This window comes from Arthrobacter zhaoguopingii, from assembly GCF_009828595.1.
Lineage (GTDB): Bacteria > Actinomycetota > Actinomycetes > Actinomycetales > Micrococcaceae > Arthrobacter_D > Arthrobacter_D zhaoguopingii.
The window spans coordinates 144,254-165,853 of sequence record NZ_WPNY01000008.1 but is presented as its reverse complement, the minus strand read 5'-3'; the positions used below and the strand labels follow the sequence as shown (position 1 = coordinate 165,853).

The window sequence follows — 21,600 nt, the reverse complement described above, 5'->3', positions numbered from 1 at the left end:
GGGAGCAGGGGGCGCACTAAATGGGGCCGACGGGTTGTTCCGTCGGCTCCACGTAGGAAGAACGTCCGGAGGGTGGGCTTTTATTGCCTGCTGGCTGTATCTTCCGCTGCTGTCTCCGTTCCCGGTCCGGCGTGACGCTCAGATCCGGCCGCCACCATGGCAGCCGAACGAGCCAGGACCTCCCTGCAGGCCAGCAGCGCCGGGCGGTTGGTGCTGGCCCGACGTGCCGAGGTGAAGACCGACCTCCTTGGATTGTCGGGAAGGTCGTAGAGCTTCACGGTGGTCTGCCTCCCGGTCCAGACGAGATCCGGCATGAGCGCCACCGCATTGCCTGACTCGATGAGGCGGATCTGCGCCTGCAGGTCCGCCGTCTCGTACCGGACGTCGGGCTCGAAGCCCGCGCGGCGGCATGCCTGCTCGGCCCAGTGGCGGGAGGCCGCGCCCCTGGGCTCCATCACCCACGCCGCATCGGCGGCCTCCGCGACCGTGCTGATCGGCGCTTGGTTGAGCGGACCGGGCGGCACGGCAAGCCGGATCGCATCCGTCGTGAGGGCGACCTGATCGAGCTCCGGATGCCGGGGCGCGGCATGGCCCGGGTACTGCTCGGCAATCACGAGATCGAAGTCACGGGCGAAGGTTTCGTAGAGCGCCGTTTCCGGTTCGCGCTGCACCATCTCGATCCGGACCTCCGGATACTCCTTCGTCATGATGGTCAGCGCATCGGGCATCAGCGCCAGCGCGGCGGATTGGAACACGGCAATGCGCACCGTGCCGGTGACCGTGGTGAGGGACGCCGCCAGGTCTGCCTCGGCGCGCTCCAGGATCTCAAGCAATTCCGCTGTGTGCGCCACAAGGACCTCCGCCTGGGGTGTCAGCGTCACCCCCCGCCCGGATTTCCGGAGCAGTTCAACCCCGACCTCCTTTTCCAGGAGGGCCAACTGCTGCGAGACCGAGGACGGACTGTAACGGAGGGCTGCGGCCACTTCGCTCAGGGTCCCGCGGATCTTCAACTCGCGGAGCAGGCGCAGCCGTCGGACGTCGAGCATTGTGCCACCAATACATTAGGGAATCTGAACAATATCATTCGCGAAACCTAGCTTTTCCTAAATGAAAATCGGCACCATAATGGATCAGTTCCCAAAGTGGCGGACACCACTGTGTTTCTCGTGCGACACCAGCGTGGCCGACCCTGCCCCTCTCCCAGACGGACCATTATGACGAACACATCAGACCGAGGCCTTCCGCCAACGGGTGGCTCTTCAACCTCCATTCTTCGGCGGAAGCCGATCGACGACGTCGAGGATGAAAAGGGTGGAACCAAGCTCTTCAAAAGCCTGGGACTGTGGCAGCTGACGGCCATCGGCGTCGGCGGAATCATCGGCGTCGGCATCTTCACCCTGGCCGGACTCGTGGCGAACGGCGGTGAGGACGGCCAGCCCGTTGGGCCCGCCGTCCTGATCTCCTTCCTCGTCGCAGGCCTGGCCAGCGCGGCGGCGGCCCTGTCCTACGCGGAGTTCGCGGGGATGATTCCGCGCGCCGGTTCCGCCTACACCTACGGGTACGTAGCCCTCGGGGAGATTATCGGCTGGTTCATCGGCTGGGACCTGCTGCTTGAGTACATTGCAATCGTCGCCGTCGTCGCCATCGGCATCTCCGGTTACTTCACCGAATTCATGTCCGGCATCAGTATCCAGGTCCCGGTCTGGATGCAGGGCACACCGGACACCATCGAGGGCGGGCTCGTCAACGTGCCCGCGATCGTGGTGTGCCTGCTCATCACCTTCATCCTCAGCCGCGGCACGAAGACCTTCGGCCGCTTCGAACTGATCGCCGTCGGGCTGAAAATCCTGCTGATCCTCGGCATCGTCGGCCTTGGGTTCTTCTACGTCAATGTCGACAACTACACGCCGTTCCTGCCCTCCGGCTTCGGTGCCATTTTCGCCGGCGCGGCCACAGTGTTCTTCGCGGTGTTCGGCTATGACGCCATGAGCACCGCCGCCGAGGAGGCGACGGACGGCAAGAAGCACATGCCCAAGGCGATCCTGCTCTCTCTGGCCATCGCCATGTTCCTCTACGTCCTGGCCACCCTCGTGCTGACCGGGATGCAGAACTACACCGAAATCAGTCCCACCGCCGGCTTCGCCTCCGCCTTCCAGTCGGTCGGCCTGCCCGTGATCGCGACCATCATCTCGGCGTTCGCCGTCATCTCGATCCTCACGGTCATGCTGACCTTCCTCCTCGGCGTCACCCGGGTTTGGTTCTCCATGAGCCGCGACGGCCTGCTTCCCGCCTGGTTCTCCGGGACCGACCGCCACGGCACCCCGCAGCGCGTCACCTGGATCGCCGGCATCGCGGCCGCCCTGCTCGCCGGGGTGTTCCCGATCCGCGCCGTCGCCGACCTCACGAACATCGGCATCCTCGCCGCGTTCGTCGTCGTCTGTATTGCGGTCATCGTCCTGCGCCGCAAGGCTCCTGACGCTCCGCGGACGTTCCGCCTGCCCTGGATGCCGGTCGTTCCGGCCTTCGGCGTGCTGGCCTCCGGTTTCCTGATGCTCCAGCTCGAATTCGAAACCTGGGTGCGGTTCGGCATCTGGCTCGTCATTGGCCTGATCATCTACTGGTTTTACGGCCGCAAGCACTCCCTGATGAACCCCAGCAGCCCGCGCCACACCAAAGTGTCCGGAACGCCTGACCCGGCGTAACCGGCCCCCGCTCCGCCCACCAGGGCGGCGCCAGTAACAGTTGAATGGATACAGAAATCATGACTAGCTCACTGTCCGACCGCGGAGACATCATCTCCGACGGCGGAACAGGCGCCGCTGGCGCCACCGGTCCGGACGCCGCAGGCTCCGGTCCAATTCCTGAGCACCTCGCGGCAGAGGCTACGGCGCTGGTGCGCCGCTGGCTCACGGAGGCTGCCAAGATTCCGGTCGACGCCTCCGCCGAGCAGCTGGCGGGCGTCCTCAAGGATCCGCACGGCCTTGAGTTCACCGTGGGATTCGTCGACGGCGTGATCCGCCCCGAGGATCTGTCGGTCGCGGCGCGCAACCTCGCCGCCATCGCCCCCAAGGTGCCCGGCTTCCTCCCCTGGTACATGCGTTCCGCTGTGCGCCTGGGCGCCACCGTGGCCCCGGTCCTGCCGCAGGTCGTCATTCCGGTGGCGCGGCGGGTGCTGCGTGAGATGGTCGGCCACCTGATCATCGACGCCTCCGACAAGAAGCTCGGCAAGTCGATCAGCAAGATCCGCAAGGACGACACCCGGCTGAACGTCAACCTCCTCGGTGAGGCCGTTCTGGGCGAGCACGAAGCAGAGCGCCGCCTCGAGGGCACCATGAAGCTCCTCGCCCGTCCGGATGTCGACTACGTCTCCATCAAGGTCTCCTCGACCGTCTCCCCCCACTCCCCCTGGGCGTTCGAGGAAGCCGTGCAGCACGTGACCGAGAAGCTGACGCCGCTGTACGAACTCGCTGTGTCCTCCACCCCGGCCAAGTTCATCAACCTGGACATGGAGGAGTACAAGGACCTCGACCTGACGATTGCGGTCTTCACCGCGATCCTTGACCGCCCCGAGTTCAAGAACCTCGAGGCCGGCATCGTGCTCCAGGCCTACCTGCCGGACTCCCTCGCGGCGATGATCCGCCTGCAGGAATGGGCAGCCAAGCGCCGCGCCGAAGGCGGCGCCGCGATCAAGGTCCGCGTCGTCAAGGGCGCCAACCTGCCGATGGAACAGGTCGAGGCCTCCCTCCACGACTGGCCCCTGGCCACCTGGGGCTCCAAGCAGGAATCCGATACCCACTACAAGCGGGTGCTCAACTACGCCCTTCACCCCGACCGCATCGGCAACGTACGCATCGGCGTCGCCGGCCACAACCTCTTCGACCTCGCGTTCGCCTGGCTCCTCGCCGGTGAGCGCGGCGTCCGCGACGGCATCGAGTTCGAGATGCTCCTCGGCATGGCCCAGGGCCAGGCGGAGGCGGTCAAGAAGGACGTGGGCTCGCTGCTGCTCTACACTCCGGTGGTGCACCCCCGGGAGTTCGACGTCGCCATCGCCTACCTGATCCGCCGCCTCGAAGAGGGCGCCAGCCAGGACAACTTCATGTCGGCGGTGTTCGAGCTCTCCTCGAACGAGGCCCTGTTCGCCCGTGAGGAGGACCGGTTCCTCCGCTCGCTCGAGGCCCTGGACGACACGGTGCCCGGCCCAAACCGCACGCAGGACCGCAACCAGCCCGAGCCTCCCGCGCCCGCGGCCGGCTTCACCAATACCCCTGACACCGATCCGTCCCTGCCGGCCAACCGCCGCTGGGGCCGCGCGGTGCTGAAGCGGGTCGAGAGTTCCGGCCTGGGCGAAGCGACGGTCGCCGCGACCACCCTGTTTGACTCCGAGGCCCTTGAGCGCGTCATCGCCGAGGCCATCGCCGAGGCCGACGCCTGGGGTGCCCTGAGCGGCGCTGAGCGTGCGGAGATCCTGCACCGCGCCGGTGACGCCCTGGCGGCCCGCCGTGCCGACCTGATGGAGGTCATGGCGGCCGAAACAGGGAAGACCCTCGACCAGTCCGACCCCGAGATCTCCGAGGCGATCGACTTCGCGCACTACTACGCCGAGCTCGCCCGCGGGCTCGACGACGTCGACGGCGCGGTCTACACGCCGGCAAAGCTCACCGTCGTCACTCCCCCGTGGAACTTCCCGGTGGCCATCCCCGCAGGGTCGACCCTGGCGGCTCTGGCGGCCGGCTCCTCGGTGATCATCAAGCCCGCTGGGCAGGCGCCGCGCAGCGGTTCGGTAATGGTGGAGGCACTGTGGGAGGCCGGCGTTCCGCGCGGCGTCCTCCAGCTCGTCCACCTCGATGAGCGTTCCCTGGGCACCAAGCTGATCTCCGACGCGCGCGTCGACCGGGTCATCCTGACCGGTGGGTACGAGACGGCCCAGCTGTTCCGTTCCTTCCGCCAGGACCTTCCCCTGCTGGCGGAGACTTCGGGCAAGAACTCGATCATCGTCACCCCGAGCGCGGACTTCGATCTCGCGGCCAAGGACGTGGCGTACTCGGCCTTCGGCCATGCGGGCCAGAAGTGCTCGGCTGCGTCCCTGGTGATCCTCGTGGGCAGCGTGCGGCACTCCCAGCGCTTCCGCAACCAGCTCGTCGATGCAGTCACGTCTCTGAAGGTCGGCTACCCCTCGGATCCGGCCACGCAGATGGGTCCGGTCATCGAGCCCGCCTCCGGCAAGCTGCTCGATGGCCTGACGAAGCTCGGCGAGGACGAGAACTGGCTGATCCAGCCCCGCAAGCTCGACGACACGGGCCGGCTGTGGAGCCCCGGCGTGCGCGCCGGCGTTAAGCGCGGCTCCGAATACCACCTCACCGAGTACTTCGGTCCGATCCTCGGCGTCATGACCGCAGAGACGATCGACGAGGCAATCGAGATCGCCAACCAGGTCGACTACGGCCTGACCGCCGGGCTGCACTCGCTCAACCCGGAGGAGATCGGCACGTGGATCGACTCCATCCAGGCCGGCAACCTGTACGTGAACCGCAGCACCACCGGAGCGATCGTCCAGCGTCAGCCGTTCGGCGGGTGGAAGAAGTCCGCCGTTGGTGCGGGCACCAAGGCCGGCGGACCGAACTACCTCGTCGGGCTGGGCAACTGGAGCACGCGCGAGTCAACCGCCTCGGCCGAGCCGGTTCCGGCTGCGCAGCCGCTCCTGGCCGCCGTGGCGCCCGACGCCGGCTCTGAGCTGCGCGAAGGCGACTTCGCGATGCTCCAGCGCGCGGCGGCCTCCGACGCAGCGGCCTGGGCGGACGAGTTCGGTGCGGCCAAGGACGTTTCGGCGCTCACGGCGGAGCGGAACGTGTTCCGTTACCTCCCGGTCCCCGTGACTGTGCGCCTCGCCGATGGTGAGCCGGTCGTCAAGCTGATCCGCGTCCTCGCTGCCGCGGCGGCCGCCGGTTCAACCGTTCGCGTGTCCTCGGCCGTGGAGCTGACCAGCGCGCTCTCGACGGCGGTCCGCACCTTCGCGGCTTCGGTCACCATCGAAACCGACGAGGAGTGGCTGGTGTCCGTTGCCCGCCACGAAGCCGGACGCATCCGCCTCATCGGCGGCGACCCAGCGTCCCTGGCCAGGGCAACCGGCGGACGCCCCGACCTGGCCGTGTACTCCCAGCCCGTCACCGAGGCCGGCCGGGTCGAAATGCTGCCCTTCCTGCACGAGCAGGCGGTCAGCATCACCGCCCACCGGTTCGGTACCAAGAACGAGCTCTCGGTGGGCCTGATCTAGCCCAGATACGCCCAACCAGAAGCGCCCCTCCCCGATACGGGGAGGGGCGCTTCCGCGTAGTCGGGACGACCATGGCACTGCGCGGGCGGCCGCCGGTGGTCGCCGTGCGGGCTGTCAGCGCAGGCCGGTCCTGCGCTCGAGCGCCAGTTCGATCAGCTCGTCGATGAGGTCGGTGTAGGTGAGACCCGACTTGGCCCACATCTGCGGGTACATGCTGATCGGGGTGAATCCGGGCATGGTGTTGATCTCATTGATGATCAGCTCGCCTGCCGGGGTGTAGAAAAAGTCGACCCGGGACAGCCCCTCGGCCCCCACCGCGTCGAAGGCCTGCGCAGCCAGGTCCCGGACCTGATCGGTGACGTGCGGCGGAAGGTCCGCGGGGCAGCTCAGCTGCGCGGCGTTCCCGTCGACGTACTTGGCCTCGAAGTCATACCAGTCGTGGCCGCCTTGGTGCACCGCGATCTCCCCGGGCAGCGAGGTCCGCGGATCCTGGGTGCCCCGGCCCTGCAGGACGGCGACCTCGATCTCGCGTCCGTCGATGCCCGCCTCGACGATGACCTTGGGGTCGAAGACCCGCGCGGCTTCGATGGCCTGCCGCAGGCCCGCCGCGGTGTCGACCCGGCTGATCCCCATCGATGATCCTGCGCGCGCCGGCTTCACGAACACGGGGAAGTCGAGGTCCGCGGCGCGCCGCAGGCACTCCTCGCTGTCCTTCTCCCACTGTCGGTTGGTGAACACCGCGTAAGGGCCCACCTTCAGTCCGGCCGACGCGAACACGACTTTCATGTAGTGCTTGTCCATGCCGACGGCGGAGGCCAGGACTCCGGCGCCGACGTAGCGGATGTCCGCCATCTCGAGCATTCCCTGGATCGTTCCGTCCTCACCGAACGGCCCGTGCAGCAGGGGCAAAACGACGTCGACGCCGCCGAGGCTGCGCGGCATCGAATCCGGTGCCGTCACCATCAGTTCCTGGCCCCGGGCAGCGCCGGGGAAGGCCGCCGAGGAGATAGCGACGGACTCGGATGAGGCCGTCACCTCGGGGAGGGTGCCGGAGCTCAGCGACCACTGGGAGGGATCCTCGGACACCAGCGCCCACTGCCCGTTCTTGGCGATGCCCACCGGAACGACGTCGTACTTCGACCGGTCGATCGCGTTGAGCACGCCGGCGGCGGTGACGCAGCTGACCGAGTGCTCACTGGAGCGCCCCCCGAACAGGACAAGGACGCGGGGCCTGCGCCCCGGAGTGGATTCACTTGTCACGGAGTATGTTCGCCTTCCGGTTTGAGGTCACGGGCCAGCAGGCGTGGTCCCAGATCGTTAACTGAAATACTCCCCTGGAGCACTGCCACAACATTATCGGTGATCGGCATGTCGACGCCGAGCTGGGTGGCGAGGTCGAGCACGGCCTGGGCCGACTTGATTCCCTCGGCGGTCTGGTTCATGCGCACTGTGACCTGCTCAAGGGTGAGGCCCTGGCCAAGCAGGTGCCCGGCGGTGTGGTTGCGGGACAGCGCGGAGGAGCAGGTGGCGATGAGATCGCCCATCCCGGCGAGTCCGGCGAGGGTCTCGGCCCGCGCGCCCAGCGCCACGGCCAGTCGAGTCGTCTCGGCAAGGCCGCGGGTGATGACCGAGGCCTTGGTGTTGTCCCCCATCCTCCGTCCCTCGCAGATGCCGACAGCCAGGGCGATGACGTTCTTGACGATGCCCCCGATCTCCACCCCGACCACGTCCGTGGTGGTGTAGGGCCGGAAGTAGGAGGCGGTGCAGGCGGTAGCGATCCAGGCGGCGACGTCGTGGTCCGAGCAGGCGACCACCGAGGCCGTGGGCTCCTGACGGGCGATTTCCATCGCCAGGTTCGGCCCCGACACCACGGCGACGCGGTCGGCGGGAAGGCTGAGCTCGGCGGCGATCACTTCGCTCATGCGCGCGTCGGTGCCGACCTCGAGGCCCTTCATCAGCGAGACGACGACGGCGCCGTCGGGGATCAGGGCCTTCCAGCCGGCCAGCTGGGGGCGCAGGGTCTGCGCCGGGACAGCCAGGACGACGAGCTGGGCATCCGCGAGGACGGCGCCGACATCGCTCGACGCGGTGATGTTGCCGGGCAGGACGACGTCACCAAGATACCTGCTGTTGCGCCGGGAGCCGTTGATCTCGAGGGTGACCTCTTCACGGCGGGCCCAGAGCCGGACCGTCGCATCCTTCGAGGAGTCGGCGAGGACCTTCGCGAAGGTGGTCCCCCAGCTTCCCGCTCCGAGGACGGCGACACGGGTGGGCACCGGGCGTCCCATGCGGGACGTTCCAGCACTCACTCGTTGTCCTCCTCCGCCGCGTCGAAGTCACGGCCTGTCCGTTTCTGGCGCTTTGCGGCCGGGTCCCAGCGCTCCGCCGGCGGCTGCTCTCCGCGCAGTTCGGCCAGGAGCGCGGTGACGGCGTCAAGGATGCGGTCGGTTGCCTCGTTCAGCGTGTCCCGGGTGATCGGGCGGTCCCGGAAGTCGCTGAGGTCCACGGGATCCCCGACGATGACCCGTGAGGTCTTCCGTGGGAAGAGGTAGAGGCGCCGGGCGTACCGGGGAAAGACCTCGTGCGCTCCCCAGTGCGCCATGGGCACCACGGGCGCGCCGGTCTGCAGAGCCAGGCGGGCGGCACCGGTCCGGCCCTTCATCGGCCACATCCCCGGATCGCGGGTGAGGGTGCCTTCGGGGTAGACGATGATCCCGCCGCCATCGGCGATGGCCTGCTGGGCCGCCTCGAGGGACCGGTTCGCTCCCGCGGTGGTGCGCTCCACCGGGATCTGCCGGGTGGCGCGCAGCGCGTGCCCCAGGACGGGCACCGAGAACAGCGACGCCTTCGCCAGGAAGTGGGGCATCACCTTGTTGTTGTAAAGGTAGTGCCCGATGACGATCGGGTCGATCTCGGTGACGTGGTTCGGGCACAGGATGAAGCCCGAGTCCCGGGGCAGTTTCTGCGTGTCAATCCACTGCTTGTTCATCAGCAGGTTCATGACCGGACGCAGGATTGCGGCGAGCACCGTAAAAGTGGCCCGTGACGTGCCTGTTTCACCCATGGCTGGTGCGCCCCGGGCCTAGAGGAGTCCCGCGGCGAAGAGCGGGGCTTCCTCCGTGATGTCGAAATCGGCGCCAAGGCCCTCGAGCTTGTCCTGGAAGCGCTCGTATCCGCGGTTGATGAGCTCGATGCCCGTCACCCGGGAGGTTCCTTCGGCCGCCAGGGCTGCGATGAGGTGGCTGAAGCCGCCCCGCAGGTCGGGGATGTCGATGTCTGCCCCGCGCAGCTGCGTCGGGCCCGAGATGACGGCGGAGTGGAGGAAGTTCCGCTGGCCGAAGCGGCACGGCACACTGCCGAGGCATTCCCGGTGGACCTGGATGTTTGCGCCCATGCGGATCAGGGCCTCAGTGAAGCCGAACCGGTTCTCGTAGACGGTCTCATGGACGATTGAGACGCCCGAGGCCTGGGTGAGCGCGACGACGAGGGGCTGCTGCCAGTCCGTCATGAACCCGGGGTGCACGTCCGTCTCGAGGACCAACGGCTTGAGCGGGCCGCCGGGGTGGTAGAAGCGGATCCCGTCGTCGTCGACGTCGAAGGCGCCGCCGACCTTCCGGTACGTGTTGAGGAAGGCGGTGAGGTCGAGCTGGCGTGCGCCCTCGACGTAGATGTCGCCCTTGGTGACCAGTGCCGCCGAGGCCCAGGAGGCGGTCTCGTTGCGGTCGGAGATGGCCTTGTGGTTGTAGCCGGTCAGTTCCCGGACGCCCTCGATGCGGATGACCCGGTCGGTCTGGACCGTGATGATGGCGCCCATCTTCTGCAGCACTGCGATGAGATCCATGATTTCGGGCTCGACTGCGGCGCCGGAGAGCTCGGTGATGCCTTCGGCGCGGATCGCGGTCAGCAGCACCTGCTCGGTGGCTCCGACGCTGGGGTAGGGAAGCGACAGCTTGGCGCCGTGGAGGCCCTTCGGGGCGGAGATGGAGATGCCGCCGGGGCGCTTGTCGACGACGGCGCCGAAGTTGCGCAGCACCTGGAGGTGGTAGTCGATGGGGCGGTCGCCGATCTTGCATCCGCCGAGGTCGGGGATGAACGCCTCCCCGATGCTGTGCATCAGGGGGCCGCAAAAGAGGATGGGGATGCGCGAGTCGCCGGCGTGCGCATCGATGTCCTTCGACTGCGCCATCTTCGCGGCGCTGGGATCCATGGTGAGGTCGCCGGTGACGGGGTCCTTGGTGACCTCCACGCCATGGAGGCGCAGCAGGCTGGTGACAACCTCAACGTCTTTGATCTCAGGGACGTTGCGCAGGACGGACGGGGTGTTTCCCAGCAGGGACGCCACCATGGCCTTCGGCACGAGGTTCTTCGCCCCGCGGACTGAGACCTTTCCGTTCAGTGGAACCCCACCGCGGATGGTCAGAACGTTACCCATGAATACCTAATTTCCTCATACAAATATGCCCCCGCAGAACGTGATTGCCCGAGTACAGCATAGGAGCTTGTCGAACCGAACTGAAATGCAAGGCTAGTTCATTCCTGCCTTGCCCAACGGTTAGAACCGCGGAACGGCGGGCAAGATTCCTTAACGCAAGCAGGATCACACCGGTTTTGGCGGGCAGTTCGGAACGGGGTCCGGAAAGCTTTGGCACTCCCTGAGCGGGGGGCGGTGCGCCGGACCGGGGCTAGGTGCGCACCGGGAGGGTGGTGGGCCGGAAACTCGGCCGGGTGGCCTCGAACGCGGTGATGTCGGGCTCATGGCGGAGGGTCAGCCCGATGTCGTCGAGCCCCTCGAGCAGCCGCCAGCGCGTGTAGTCATCGATCTGGAAAGGCGCACTCACCGGACCGCAGACGGCCGTGCGGGCCTGGAGGTCAACGGTCACTGTGGCCCCGGGCTCGTTCTCGAGCACCTTCCAGATCAGCTCGATGTCGTCCTGGGCGACCTGGGCGGCCACGAGTCCCTGCTTGCCCGAGTTGCCCCGGAAGATGTCGGCGAAGCGGGAGGAGAGCACGGCCCGGAAGCCGAAGTCCTTGAGCGCCCACACGGCGTGTTCCCGGGATGATCCGGTGCCGAAGTCGGGGCCCGCGACGAGTACCGAGCCGCGGGTGTAGGGCTCCCGGTTGAGGATGAAATTCTCATCCTTGCGCCAGGCCGCGAAAAGCGCGTCCTCGAAGCCGGTCCGGGTGATCCGTTTGAGATAGACGGCGGGGATGATCTGGTCGGTATCGACATTGCTCTGGCGCAGCGGAACACCGATGCCGGTGTGCGTGGTGATCTTTTCCATGGCGGCGCTCCTAGGCGGCTGGGGTAGCGGACGGGGTGGTCGCGAAGGCGCCCGGGGCGCCTCTTCCGCTGCTCGACGGCGGGACCGGGCCGAGGTCGGACGGCGAACTCAGGGTCCCCCGCACCGCCGTGGCGGCGGCGACGACGGGCGAGACGAGATGCGTGCGTCCGCCCTTGCCCTGCCGCCCCTCGAAGTTGCGGTTCGAGGTGGAGGCGCACCGCTCCCCCGGCGCCAGCTGGTCCGGGTTCATGCCCAGGCACATCGAGCAGCCTGCGAAGCGCCATTCGGCGCCGAAGTCCTTGAAGACCTGATCGAGGCCCTCCGCCTCGGCCTCGAGGCGCACCCGGGCGGAACCGGGAACGACCATCATGCGGACGTCCGGGTCCTTTGCCCGCCCGCGGATGATGTCGGCGGCGATGCGGAGGTCCTCGATCCGGCTGTTGGTGCACGAGCCGAGGAACACCGTGTCGACCCGGATCTCCTTCATGGGGGTGCCGGCCTCGAGCGCCATGTACTCGAGGGCGCGTTCGCAGGCGGCCCGGTCGTTCTCGTCGGCGAAGTCCGCAGGCGAGGGCACGGCCTGGGACAGCGAGACTCCCTGCCCCGGGTTCGTGCCCCAGGTGACGAACGGTTCGAGGTCGTCTGCGTTGAGGTACACCTCGGCGTCGAACACCGCGTCGTCGTCGGTGACCAGTCCGCGCCAGTTCTCGACGGCGGCCTCCCAGTCGGCGCCCTCGGGAGCGTGCGGCCGGCCCAACAGGTACTCGAAGGTCGTCTCATCCGGGGCCACCATACCGGCACGGGCCCCTGCCTCGATCGACATATTGCAGATGGTCATGCGCGCTTCCATCGACAGCGCACGGATGGCCGAACCGCGGTATTCAAGGACGTAGCCCTGCCCGCCTCCGGTGCCGATCTTCGCGATCACGGCCAGGATGATGTCCTTCGCCGTGACTCCGGGCTTGAGCGTGCCCTCGACCGTGATGGCCATGGTCTTGAAGGGCTTCAGCGACAGGGTCTGCGTGGCCATGACGTGCTCCACCTCGGAGGTGCCGATGCCCATGGCCAGGGCACCGAAGGCGCCGTGGGTGGAGGTGTGGGAGTCTCCACAGACGACCGTCAGTCCCGGCTGGGTGAGGCCCAGCTGCGGGCCGACGACGTGCACGATGCCCTGCTCGGCGTCGCCCAGGGAGTGGAGGCGGACCCCGAATTCGCGGCAGTTCGCCCTCAGGGTTTCGATCTGTGTCCGGCTGGTGGGGTCGGCGATCGGCTTGTCGATATCGAGGGTCGGGGTGTTGTGATCCTCGGTGGCAATGGTGAGGTCTGGCCGGCGGAGCCGGCGTCCAGCCAGCCGCAGGCCTTCGAAGGCCTGTGGTGAGGTCACCTCGTGGATGAGGTGGAGGTCGATGTAGAGAAGGTCGGGCTCGGCTTCGGCGCCAACGACCTCGCCCTTGCGGACGATGTGCGAGTCCCAGACCTTCTCTGCCAGTGTCTTGCCCATGGTGTTTCCTCCACCGCTCGTCCGCATTGGCGCAAACCTGCTGTTCGCCCGCCCTGCGGAGCCTTCGATCCCCAACTGTTCCAGTGACGCCACCCAACACGCCAGCGGAACGACTTGCGTCTCAGATATTGAGACGGCAATATCAGTCTATGGACAATTCTAGTGGTGTGGGAGTCATTGATAAAGCGGCAACCGTGCTGGATGCCCTCGAGGCGGGGCCGACGACGCTTGCACAGCTAGTGGCTTCGACGGGACTTGCCCGACCCACGGTGCACCGGCTGGCCCTTGCCCTCGTGCACCACCGGCTGGTCAGCCGCGACATTCAGGGGCGGTTCGTCCTCGGCAGCCGCCTGGTGGAGTTGGCCAGCGCGGCCGGCGAGGACCGCCTCATCGCCGCGGCCGGCCCGGTCCTGCAGCAGCTGCGCGATGCCACCGGCGAGAGTGCCCAGTTGTTCCGGCGGCAGGGCGAATGGCGCGTCTGCGTCGCCTCCGCCGAGCGTCCGGCCGGACTCCGCGACACCATCCCGGTCGGAACCCAGCTCTCAATGCGGGCCGGCTCGGCGGCCCAGTGCCTGCTCGCCTGGGAGGACCACGACCGGCTCCTTAAGGGGCTCCAAAATGCGCGGTTCACCCCGACAGTCCTCGCCGGCGTCCGCCGCCGCGGCTGGGCGCAGAGCCTCGGCGAACGCGAGCCGGGCGTCGCCTCGGTATCCGCTCCCGTGCGTGGTCCGTCGGGCCGCGTGGTGGCGGCTGTCTCAATCTCTGGACCGATGGAGAGGCTGACCCGCCAGCCCGGGCGGATCCACGCCGAGGTCGTCACCGAAGCGGCCCAGCAGCTTACCCTCGCCGTCAGCAAAGCAGCCAACGAGTGACGGCCGGCTCCGCGGCGGCCGTGCCCTGGGCCGTTTTCCTTCGGGGAGTCAACGTCCAGGGCACCACGATTCGCATGGCGGACCTGCTCAAGGCGCTCGAGGGGCTTCCGCTTTCCCATCCGAGCACCCTGCTGGCCTCGGGAAACCTCGTTTGTACTTCGGCGCTCGGGGCGCAGGAACTCAAGGACGCAATCGAACAACGCCTGCGCTCGGCCTTCGGCTACGACGCGTGGGTGGTGGTTCTGCCGGCGGCACGGCTCGCCGAGATTATTGAGGCCTGCCCCTTTCCCGCGGACGACCCTGCGGTGCATGCCTACGTCACCCTGAGCTCGGATCCCGCGGCGGTGGAGGACCTCGCCGCCGCCGCCCGGGCCGCCGGCGAGGCACTCACGCTGCTCGGACCCGACGCCGTCGCCTGGCAGGCGGCGCGGGGAGGAACCCTCGACTCCGGGCTGGGAAAGATCACGGCTAAGGGCCGCTTCAAGGCGACGACGACCACCCGCAACCTGCGGACGCTGGTGAAGGTCCACGCCGCGATGGCGGGCTGACTCCTGTCGCGATCCCGGCGTCCAGCACCCGCACCCACCGCGCGCCGCCAGCCCCGCCGAACCGCTCCGACCGCAGCCTCCGCTGGCCGTTGTCGTCTCCGCACCCGGCTTGTCAGGTGAGCCGCGGCCCGGTCATTTCGTGCGCGCCGCCGCCGCGAGCGCAGCGCGGAAGTCGTTGTACCTGCGGATTTCGGCGGTCACCGGCTGGGCGACCACCGTCTCGGCCACCTTCGCACAAGCGGCGCGGAGCCGGCGCCGCGCCTTGCGGCCGCGGGCCTTAGCCGCGAACCGGGCAATGACCGCGGCAAGTACCGCCAGGAGGATCCCCGCGGCAACACCGCCGGCGATCAGCAGGGTCGGCACCGGGAACCCCTCCATGGACGGAGCGTCGGGGACGTCGAATTGAAGGAATCCCATCGCCGCCATGACCCCGAGCCAGCCGATGCCGACGACGAGGGCGGCCAGCGCCAGCCACTGAAGCAGGCCCACCAGCGGCCACCACCAGGACCTTCGGCCGGTGTCGAGGTTGGTGCCGGCGAGGGCCTGGTCGAGTCCGTCGAGGAGCGTGGGCACGGTCCCGCGCGCCGCCGAGCGGATGGCGGAGCGCCAGGGCTCAACCGCCGATCCCGCTGCGGTGTCGGCGAAGGTCCGCAACGCCTGGTCGACCCGGGCCCGCTGGGCCGGCGCTCCGGAGGGCATCGAGGTCCGCCGCAGGGCTGCGTCGACGTCGCTCCGGCGCAGGTTGAGCCGCCGGAGCGGATCGGAACGAAAGGAACCCAGCCAGCGGGTCACGGGCCAGCCCGTAGCTGCGTGGGCATCACGGCGGTAGGAACGCACAACCGCGTCAACGACGGCGTCGACCCCGGCGGCCGCGGCAAGGCGGGCCGAGAGGTCGGCCTGGGCGGCCTTGCCGGGTATCGGAAGGTCCTCCGGTCCGGCAAACGGAGCAAGCTGTGTGGAGGCCGCCGCGACATCGGCCGCCAGGCGGGCGTTCGCAGCCTGTTTCCGCCCGGCGATCTGCCGGATGGCGCCAGCAAGGTCCTCGAGGCCGTCCCGCGTGCGGGCGGAGACGGGAAAGACCCGCACACCGCGAAGGCCTTCCTCTGCCAGGATCCCGGACAGGGAGGCGGTCACCTGCTCCTGCTGGCGGCCGGACAGCCGGTCCGCCTGGTTCAGCGCGACGAGGGTCACGGCGCCGTGGGAGGCCAGCGGGGCGAGGAAGTCATGATGAAGCGCCGCGTCCGCGTATTTCTGCGGGTCGACGACCCACAGCAGGACGTCCACCTGGCCCGACATGCGTTCGACGACGGTCCGGTGGGCTACGGCGGTCGAGTCGAAGTCGGGAAGGTCAAGCAGGATCAGCCCGCCGGTGTCCGAGCCAAGGAGCGCGGCGTCTGCGGGCATCTCATGGCGTTCATCGACCTCCAGCCAGTCGAGGAGCGGGCCGCTTCCCTCGGCCCCCCACACCACGGCCAGGGGCTTCGAGGTCGTCGGGCGGCGGGCCGCGACCCGCGCCACCTCGGTGCCGCTCAACGCGTTGATCAGTGAGGATTTGCCGCTCCCTGTGGGACCGAAGATTCCAATGACCGTATGGTCGGCGGACAGCGAACGGCGGCTGCTGGCCCGGTCGAGCACACCGAACAGGCCCTGCACGTGTTCGTCGGGAAGCCGCCCTTCGGCGAGCCCTCGCACAGAGTCGAGTGCCTCGAGTTGATTATGCAGACCGCTTCTGGACCCCGCACCGCGGTGCCGGCTCACCGGCTGCCACCGGCCGTGGTGCCTTCGGCGAGATCGGTTCCGGCGAGCCGGCGCGCATAGGCGAAGAGCGCTTCAGGCGGTGTCTGCGCTGCCACCGGGGTGAGGAGGACGATGAACTTTTCCTTTTCATCGTCGAGCAGGGCGCGGCACCGGCGCTCAAGGTTGTCGCGCGCCGTCTTGGCCAGCCGGCGGACGGCGTCCTCGCCGAAGACGGCCTCAAGGAGTTTCTGGCCGACGACGGCCGAGCCGCCGGCGATGCCGATCTCGGCACCGGACAGGCCACCGGTCGACGCAAACACGACCACCATCAGGGCCACCGCCACTCCGTTGACGCCGAAGGAAAGCATCCGTGCGGCGAAGCGCTTGTCGGAGCCTTCGGTGCTGACAAGCTCGAGCAGATCCTGCTGCCACTCCCTCACCTGCCGCGCGGCCTCGGCGGAAAACTCGTCGCTGACATAGGTGCCCCGGCCGGCAAGCAATGCCCGGCCGGCGTCGTCGCTGCGCCACCACTGCTCGGTCTGCTCGAACGCCTTCGCCGACTCCTCGACAATGACCGAGTGCAGCCCGGTCTCGATCGCCGCCGCAACCGTGGTTGCCGGGGCGGGCTGGCCGGTGAAGAACGCGGTGATCCGGTCACGCAGCCATCCCACCCGGGTCTCGATGCCCCGCATGAACTCTCCGGTGCCGACGAAGTCCTGCCAGCGGGCGAGGACCTCCCCACGGAGCATTGTTCCGTCCTCGGTGGAGCGGAGGATTGCAGCCAGGGCCTCCTGGTAGGCGGCCTCAGCCGCCCCTGAAAGGCGGGCAGCGGTCGCCTGCTGGACCTCGGCGGCCTCAGCAACCTCCTCGACGCGTCCAGCGAGAGCGCGCACCGCTCCGGCCAGGGTGCGGCGCGCGATGTCGGTGCGTCCCTCCGCGTCGGCGGCCAGCGCCCCGAGCCAGCGGCGGATGGGATCGACCGACCCGGCGGGGAGCATTCCGTTTTCGTCAAGGCCCGACTCCTGCACGACGAAGATCGGGGCGTGCCCGAGGGACTCGGCTGTGAGGAGGGTCATGAGGTCTTCACGGACATCCTCCTCCACCCCGGGCGGCACCCGGTCAAGCACCACGGCCAGGAGGATGTCGCGCCGGGCCGCCTCTGCGAGCAACTTCCACGGGACGGCGTCGGCATAGCGGTTGGCTGTGGTGACGAAGATCCAGAGGTCGGCTGCGGCGAGCAGCTGCCCGGCGAGGCGGCGGTTCTCGTCAGCGATTGAGTCGATGTCGGGGGCGTCGAGGATCGCCAGCCCGCGCGGAACTGTTGCCTCACCCTGCAGGAGGAGGGTTCCTGCTGCGGCTCCGACAGCATCCTGGGGGGCGAGTTCGCCCGCACCGGCCTGGACCCGGCTGAGCGACGGCAGAACCCGCTGGGAGGTAAACCATTCGGCTTCGGCGGGGTGGTGGAGCAGGATGGGCTGCCGCGTCGTTGGCCGCACCGCTCCGGTTCGGGTCACCGGGCGCCCGATGAGGGCGTTGACGAGGGTGGACTTGCCGGCCCCGGTCGATCCTCCGATGACGGCGAGAAGCGGAGCGTCGAGCCGGTCGAGCCGCGGAAGAATGTAGTCGTCGAGTTGCGCGGCGGCCGCGGCCGCCGCGGCGCGCGCTGCGGGGGCCCCTGCGAGGGAGAGCGGGAAACCGGCGCCCAGCAGTGCACCATGCACCTCTCGGAGGAATCCCGCTACCCCGCGGGCGTCGGCGGCGGTGAGGGATGCATTCATCTTTCCATTCTGCCAGCTTGCTTACTTTCCTGCTGGAGCAAACTGAATCACCCCAAAACACAAAGACGCCCCGGACATTCGATGAATGTCCGGGGCGTCTTTTCCGATGTCCTTCGATAAGGACGCTCGTGACCCCAGCGGGATTCGAACCCGCGTTACCGCCGTGAGAGGGCGGCGTACTAGGCCGCTATACGATGGGGCCAGTACTTTGATACTGCTTACTGCGAAACTACTTTTACTGCTGTACTACTTTACCTTACGGCTTGCATTTTACTGCGCTGGGGTACCAGGACTCGAACCTAGAATGTTGGTACCAGAAACCAGTGTGTTGCCAATTACACCATACCCCAATGGCACTCTCCGAAGCCCAGTGGTGCAGGCATCCGGCCGCGTTACCGCTCCGCGCCGAGAAATAACTCTACCGGAAAGATGGCAGGAACTGCAAAACGGCGTCGAGGGAGGTGATCCGGCGCAGCCCCTCCCCCGCCGTTCGGGCCTCCTCCGTTCCGCCCTCCGGGTCCTCGGAGGCCCTCGACGGAGAGGGTGAGCCGGCGGCACGCCGGTCCAGCCAGACGCCGACGAGGCCCGCGGAATCCGCAGCCCGGGCATCGATGGCAGGGTTGTCGCCGACATAGAGGGTGCGGGCGGGGTCCGTGCCAAGGCGCCGGGCACCTTCATGGAAAATAGCGGGGTCCGGCTTCGCGACGCCTACGGCATCGATCCCCACCAGCACCCGAATCCGGCGCAGCCCGGACCGGTCGAGCTTGGCCCGCTGGTAGTCGTGCACATTGTTGCTCACCGCGCCGTACGGGACGCCCCTTGCCTCGAGCTCGTCGAGGAGGGGCATCACGTCGTCGTACGGCCGGAAATGCAGCGGCAGCGTCGCCTCGTACGCGCTGGTCCACCGGTGGGCGGCCTCTCCCTCAAGGGGATCCGCGATAAAGGCAGCCTGGGCGTGGCGGGCGCGCCGAAGCCGCTGCTCGGCGAACGTCAGCTGGCCGGCGAGGAAGGCTTCGTAGTGGCCCAGGGGGTCCGTGGTGAAGAGCCGCTTGTATTCCATCCAATCGTCATCGCTCAAATGCCCGAAGGCATCCCCCGCGATGTGGTGGAGGGTCCTGCCCATGGCAGTCTCAAGGTCGACGAGCGTGTCATCGATGTCGAAGAGCACTCCCTCGATGACCGGCGCCCCCTCCCCCGGACCCGCGCTCATTAGCCGTTTGCCCCGGCGAAGGCGCGGATCCGTGCCAGGGAGGAGTCGCGGCCGAGAATGACCATTGACTCGAACAGGGGCGGGGAGATGCGCCGGCCCGACACGGCGGTGCGCACGGGGCCGAACGCAAGCCGGGGCTTGAGGCCGAGGTCGTCCACCAGGGCAGCCCGCAGGGCACCCTGAATCGACTCTGCGTCCCAGTCGGTCACGGCTTCCAGAGCCTCGCGCGTCTTGGCAAGGACCGCGGCGAGGTTGTCCGGCAGGCCCTTCCGCGCGTCGTCGGCGACGTCGATGGCGTCGTCCTCCTTGAAGAGGAAACCGAGCATCTCGGGGGCTTCACCGAGCAGGGTGATCCGTTCCTGGATAAGCGGCGCGGCCTCGGCGATGATTCTTTCCTCGCGCTCGGTCACCGGATGTCCAATCAGTCCGGACGCCTGGAGATAGGGGACGAGGCGTGAGCGGAAGTCCGCCGGATCGAGCAGCCGGACATGGGTGCCGTTGATCGCCTCGGCCTTCTTGAGGTCGAAGCGCGCGGGGTTGGCCAGGACGTCGCGGACGTCAAACTTCTCGACCAGCTGCTCGACGCTGAAGATGTCCTCATCAGCGGAGAGGCTCCAGCCCAGCAGCGACAAGTAGTTGAGCAGCCCCTCGCGGATGAAACCGCGGTCGCGGTGGAGGAACAGGTTCGACTCCGGGTCGCGCTTGGACAGCTTCTTGTTGCCCTGGCCCATGACATAGGGCAGATGCCCGAACAGCGGCATGTAGCGCGCGACGCCGATATCGATCAGGGCGCGGTAGAGGGCGATCTGCCGCGGGGTGGAGGAGAGCAGGTCCTCGCCGCGCAGCACATGGGTGATACCCATCAGGGCGTCGTCGACGGGATTGACGAGCGTGTAGAGCGGCGCTCCATTTGCCCGGACGACAGCGAAGTCCGGAACGCTGCCGGCCCTGAAGGTGATCTCACCTCGCACCAGGTCGGTGAACGTGATGTCCTCATCGGGCATCCGCAGCCGGAGCACCGCGCCCCGGCCCTCACTGCGGAACGCCTCGCGCTGGACCTCGGTGAGGGTGCGGTCGAAGTTATCGTAGCCGAGCTTGACGTCGCGCCCGGCAGACCGGTGGCGGTCCTCGACCTCCTCGGGTGTGGAGAAGGATTCGTAGAGGTGCCCGGCCTTCACGAGTTTCGCGATCACATCCTGGTAGAGGTCCCCCCGCTGCGACTGCCGGTACGGTTCATGGGGGCCGCCCACCTCGACGCCCTCGTCCCAGTCAATGCCGAGCCAGCGCATGGCGTCGAGCAGCTGGTTGTAGCTTTCCTCACTGTCGCGGGCGGCGTCGGTGTCTTCGATCCGGAAGATCAGCTTGCCGCCGGTGTGCCGGGCGTACGCCCAGTTGAAGAGGGCGGTACGGATCAACCCGACGTGCGGTGTGCCCGTGGGTGACGGGCAGAACCGCACGCGGACCGGGGTTGAGTCATTGACAGTGGGAATCTCGGCTGCAGTAGTCATGATGGGCCAATTCTAGTAGCCGGACCCTTCGCCCCCGGCCACCGGGCGCGGCAGCCGCAGCAGTCAGCGGCGGGCGGGGTTTGAAAGCCGCCCGATCCCCTCGATCTCGACCTCGTAGCGCTGTCCCTCGCTGATAAGCCCCACCCCTGCCGGCGTACCGGTGAGGATGATGTCGCCGGGAAGCAGGGTGAAGGCCTGGGACACGTAGGAAACGAGTTCCTTGGCTCCCCAAATCATCTGGCTGGTCGAGCCGTCCTGGCGCAGCTCGCCGTCGAGGCTTCCCTTGACCGCGAGGTTTTCGGGGTCAAGCTCGGTCTCGATCCACGGCCCGATCGGGCAGGAGGTGTCAAAGCCCTTGGCCCTCGCCCACTGGTCGTCGGTGCGCTGGGCATCGCGCGCGGTGAGGTCATTGGCACAGGTGTAGCCGAAGACAACGTCGTCGACCCGCTCGAGGGGCACGTCCTTGCAGATCCGCCCGATGACGATGGCCAGTTCCGCTTCGTAGGAGATCTCGTCCGAGAAGGACGGAAGGAGGATGGGGTCGCCGGGCCCGATGACGGAGGTGTTCGGCTTGAGGAACATCAGCGGAGCCGGCGGGACCTCATTGCCGAGTTCGGCAGCGTGGTCCGCGTAATTCCTGCCGATTCCCACCACCTTGCTGCGGGGAATCACCGGGGCCAGCAGGCGCACATCGGCCAGCAGGTGCCGCGCGCCAGTGAGCTGGATGCCGGAGTAGAAGGGGTCACCGTTGATGACCGCGAGCTCTTCGCTGCCGTCGGGGCCTTCGACGACGCCGAACATTGGATCGTTATCTACAACAAACCGGGCTATACGCATTGTCCTAGGCTACAGGCTCATTCCAGCCGACCCCGGGCAGCGGAAAGGCCGTGAAC

Annotated in this window: 16 protein-coding genes and 2 tRNA genes; 4 read left to right on the top strand and 14 right to left on the bottom strand. The window is 67.9% G+C overall.

Going from position 1 to position 21,600, the window contains the following annotated elements:
- Nucleotides 1-80: 80 nt before the first annotated feature.
- Nucleotides 81-1,046, bottom strand: coding sequence for a LysR substrate-binding domain-containing protein (locus GVV86_RS12220; RefSeq protein ID WP_159802959.1), 966 nt, complete (start codon nt 1,044-1,046; stop codon nt 81-83).
- A 168-nt stretch (nt 1,047-1,214) separates the two neighbouring features.
- Between GVV86_RS12220 and GVV86_RS12215 the strand changes: the two genes are divergently transcribed.
- A complete protein-coding gene (locus GVV86_RS12215; RefSeq protein ID WP_159618330.1) occupies nt 1,215-2,702 on the top strand; it encodes an amino acid permease in 1,488 nt (495 codons plus the stop codon).
- A gap of 59 nt (nt 2,703-2,761) precedes the next feature.
- Entirely contained in the window at nt 2,762-6,271 is a 3,510-nt protein-coding gene (locus GVV86_RS12210) for a bifunctional proline dehydrogenase/L-glutamate gamma-semialdehyde dehydrogenase (protein ID WP_159802958.1), read from the top strand.
- A 114-nt stretch (nt 6,272-6,385) separates the two neighbouring features.
- On the opposite strand, the gene GVV86_RS12205 is transcribed toward GVV86_RS12210, so the two are convergent.
- From GVV86_RS12205 to leuC, 6 genes are all read right to left on the bottom strand, one after another.
- Entirely contained in the window at nt 6,386-7,531 is a 1,146-nt protein-coding gene (locus tag GVV86_RS12205) for a D-alanine--D-alanine ligase family protein (RefSeq protein WP_159802957.1), read from the bottom strand.
- Nucleotides 7,528-8,559 carry an NAD(P)H-dependent glycerol-3-phosphate dehydrogenase gene (locus tag GVV86_RS12200; RefSeq protein WP_159802970.1) on the bottom strand — a complete coding sequence of 344 codons (1,032 nt, stop codon included), beginning with the start codon at nt 8,557-8,559 and terminating at the stop codon, nt 7,528-7,530. Before GVV86_RS12200 ends, GVV86_RS12205 begins: the two co-directional genes overlap by 4 nt.
- 17 nt (nt 8,560-8,576) lie before the next feature.
- On the bottom strand, nt 8,577-9,335 hold the full coding sequence (locus GVV86_RS12195) for a lysophospholipid acyltransferase family protein (RefSeq protein ID WP_159618336.1): 759 nt from the start codon (nt 9,333-9,335) through the stop codon (nt 8,577-8,579).
- 18 nt (nt 9,336-9,353) lie between these two features.
- Nucleotides 9,354-10,703: a UDP-N-acetylglucosamine 1-carboxyvinyltransferase gene (gene murA, locus GVV86_RS12190; RefSeq protein ID WP_159618338.1), complete on the bottom strand. Its 1,350-nt coding sequence runs from the start codon at nt 10,701-10,703 to the stop codon at nt 9,354-9,356.
- Between the two features lie 250 nt (nt 10,704-10,953).
- Complete coding sequence (gene leuD, locus GVV86_RS12185) at nt 10,954-11,553, bottom strand: 3-isopropylmalate dehydratase small subunit (protein WP_133402138.1); 600 nt, start codon at nt 11,551-11,553, stop codon at nt 10,954-10,956.
- 10 nt (nt 11,554-11,563) lie between these two features.
- Nucleotides 11,564-13,054: a 3-isopropylmalate dehydratase large subunit gene (gene leuC, locus GVV86_RS12180; RefSeq protein ID WP_159618340.1), complete on the bottom strand. Its 1,491-nt coding sequence runs from the start codon at nt 13,052-13,054 to the stop codon at nt 11,564-11,566.
- Between the two features lie 149 nt (nt 13,055-13,203).
- Here leuC and GVV86_RS12175 point away from each other — a divergent pair, with 149 nt between their 5' ends.
- On the top strand, nt 13,204-13,926 hold the full coding sequence (locus tag GVV86_RS12175; RefSeq protein WP_120165289.1) for an IclR family transcriptional regulator: 723 nt from the start codon (nt 13,204-13,206) through the stop codon (nt 13,924-13,926).
- The gene (locus GVV86_RS12170) at nt 13,923-14,474 is read left to right on the top strand and encodes a DUF1697 domain-containing protein (protein WP_281406958.1); all 552 of its coding nucleotides are present in this window, start codon (nt 13,923-13,925) and stop codon (nt 14,472-14,474) included. The genes GVV86_RS12175 and GVV86_RS12170 overlap by 4 nt, the downstream gene beginning before the upstream one ends.
- A gap of 132 nt (nt 14,475-14,606) precedes the next feature.
- Here the strand turns inward: GVV86_RS12170 and GVV86_RS12165 are convergent, their stop codons facing one another.
- The 7 genes from GVV86_RS12165 to GVV86_RS12135 form a co-directional block, all read right to left on the bottom strand.
- The gene (locus tag GVV86_RS12165; protein WP_246199767.1) at nt 14,607-16,166 is read right to left on the bottom strand and encodes a GTPase; all 1,560 of its coding nucleotides are present in this window, start codon (nt 16,164-16,166) and stop codon (nt 14,607-14,609) included.
- A gap of 62 nt (nt 16,167-16,228) precedes the next feature.
- On the bottom strand, nt 16,229-17,989 hold the full coding sequence (locus GVV86_RS12160) for a dynamin family protein (RefSeq protein WP_159802956.1): 1,761 nt from the start codon (nt 17,987-17,989) through the stop codon (nt 16,229-16,231).
- 129 nt (nt 17,990-18,118) lie between these two features.
- Nucleotides 18,119-18,191 (bottom strand) — tRNA-Glu (locus tag GVV86_RS12155).
- 76 nt (nt 18,192-18,267) lie between these two features.
- Nucleotides 18,268-18,339: transfer RNA gene (locus GVV86_RS12150), tRNA-Gln, on the bottom strand.
- Between the two features lie 68 nt (nt 18,340-18,407).
- Entirely contained in the window at nt 18,408-19,199 is a 792-nt protein-coding gene (locus GVV86_RS12145) for an HAD family hydrolase (protein ID WP_159618346.1), read from the bottom strand.
- Nucleotides 19,199-20,707 (bottom strand): glutamate--tRNA ligase, encoded by a 1,509-nt coding sequence (gene gltX / locus GVV86_RS12140; RefSeq protein ID WP_159802955.1) that lies wholly within the window; start codon nt 20,705-20,707, stop codon nt 19,199-19,201. The genes GVV86_RS12145 and gltX overlap by 1 nt, the downstream gene beginning before the upstream one ends.
- Before the next feature lie 63 nt (nt 20,708-20,770).
- Entirely contained in the window at nt 20,771-21,544 is a 774-nt protein-coding gene (locus tag GVV86_RS12135; protein ID WP_159618350.1) for a fumarylacetoacetate hydrolase family protein, read from the bottom strand.
- Between the last annotated feature and the right edge of the window lie 56 nt (nt 21,545-21,600).

Coding starts and splice junctions, on each gene's coding strand:
- murA (WP_159618338.1), bottom strand. CDS start 10,703: ATGGGTAACGTTCTGACCATCCGCGGTGGGGTTCCACTGAACGGAAAG.
- GVV86_RS12195 (WP_159618336.1), bottom strand. CDS start 9,335: ATGGGTGAAACAGGCACGTCACGGGCCACTTTTACGGTGCTCGCCGCA.
- GVV86_RS12160 (WP_159802956.1), bottom strand. CDS start 17,989: ATGAATGCATCCCTCACCGCCGCCGACGCCCGCGGGGTAGCGGGATTC.
- leuC (WP_159618340.1), bottom strand. CDS start 13,054: ATGGGCAAGACACTGGCAGAGAAGGTCTGGGACTCGCACATCGTCCGC.
- GVV86_RS12220 (WP_159802959.1), bottom strand. CDS start 1,046: ATGCTCGACGTCCGACGGCTGCGCCTGCTCCGCGAGTTGAAGATCCGC.
- GVV86_RS12200 (WP_159802970.1), bottom strand. CDS start 8,559: ATGGGACGCCCGGTGCCCACCCGTGTCGCCGTCCTCGGAGCGGGAAGC.
- GVV86_RS12210 (WP_159802958.1), top strand. CDS start 2,762: ATGACTAGCTCACTGTCCGACCGCGGAGACATCATCTCCGACGGCGGA.
- GVV86_RS12135 (WP_159618350.1), bottom strand. CDS start 21,544: ATGCGTATAGCCCGGTTTGTTGTAGATAACGATCCAATGTTCGGCGTC.
- GVV86_RS12215 (WP_159618330.1), top strand. CDS start 1,215: ATGACGAACACATCAGACCGAGGCCTTCCGCCAACGGGTGGCTCTTCA.
- gltX (WP_159802955.1), bottom strand. CDS start 20,707: ATGACTACTGCAGCCGAGATTCCCACTGTCAATGACTCAACCCCGGTC.
- GVV86_RS12175 (WP_120165289.1), top strand. CDS start 13,204: ATGGACAATTCTAGTGGTGTGGGAGTCATTGATAAAGCGGCAACCGTG.
- GVV86_RS12145 (WP_159618346.1), bottom strand. CDS start 19,199: ATGAGCGCGGGTCCGGGGGAGGGGGCGCCGGTCATCGAGGGAGTGCTC.
- leuD (WP_133402138.1), bottom strand. CDS start 11,553: ATGGAAAAGATCACCACGCACACCGGCATCGGTGTTCCGCTGCGCCAG.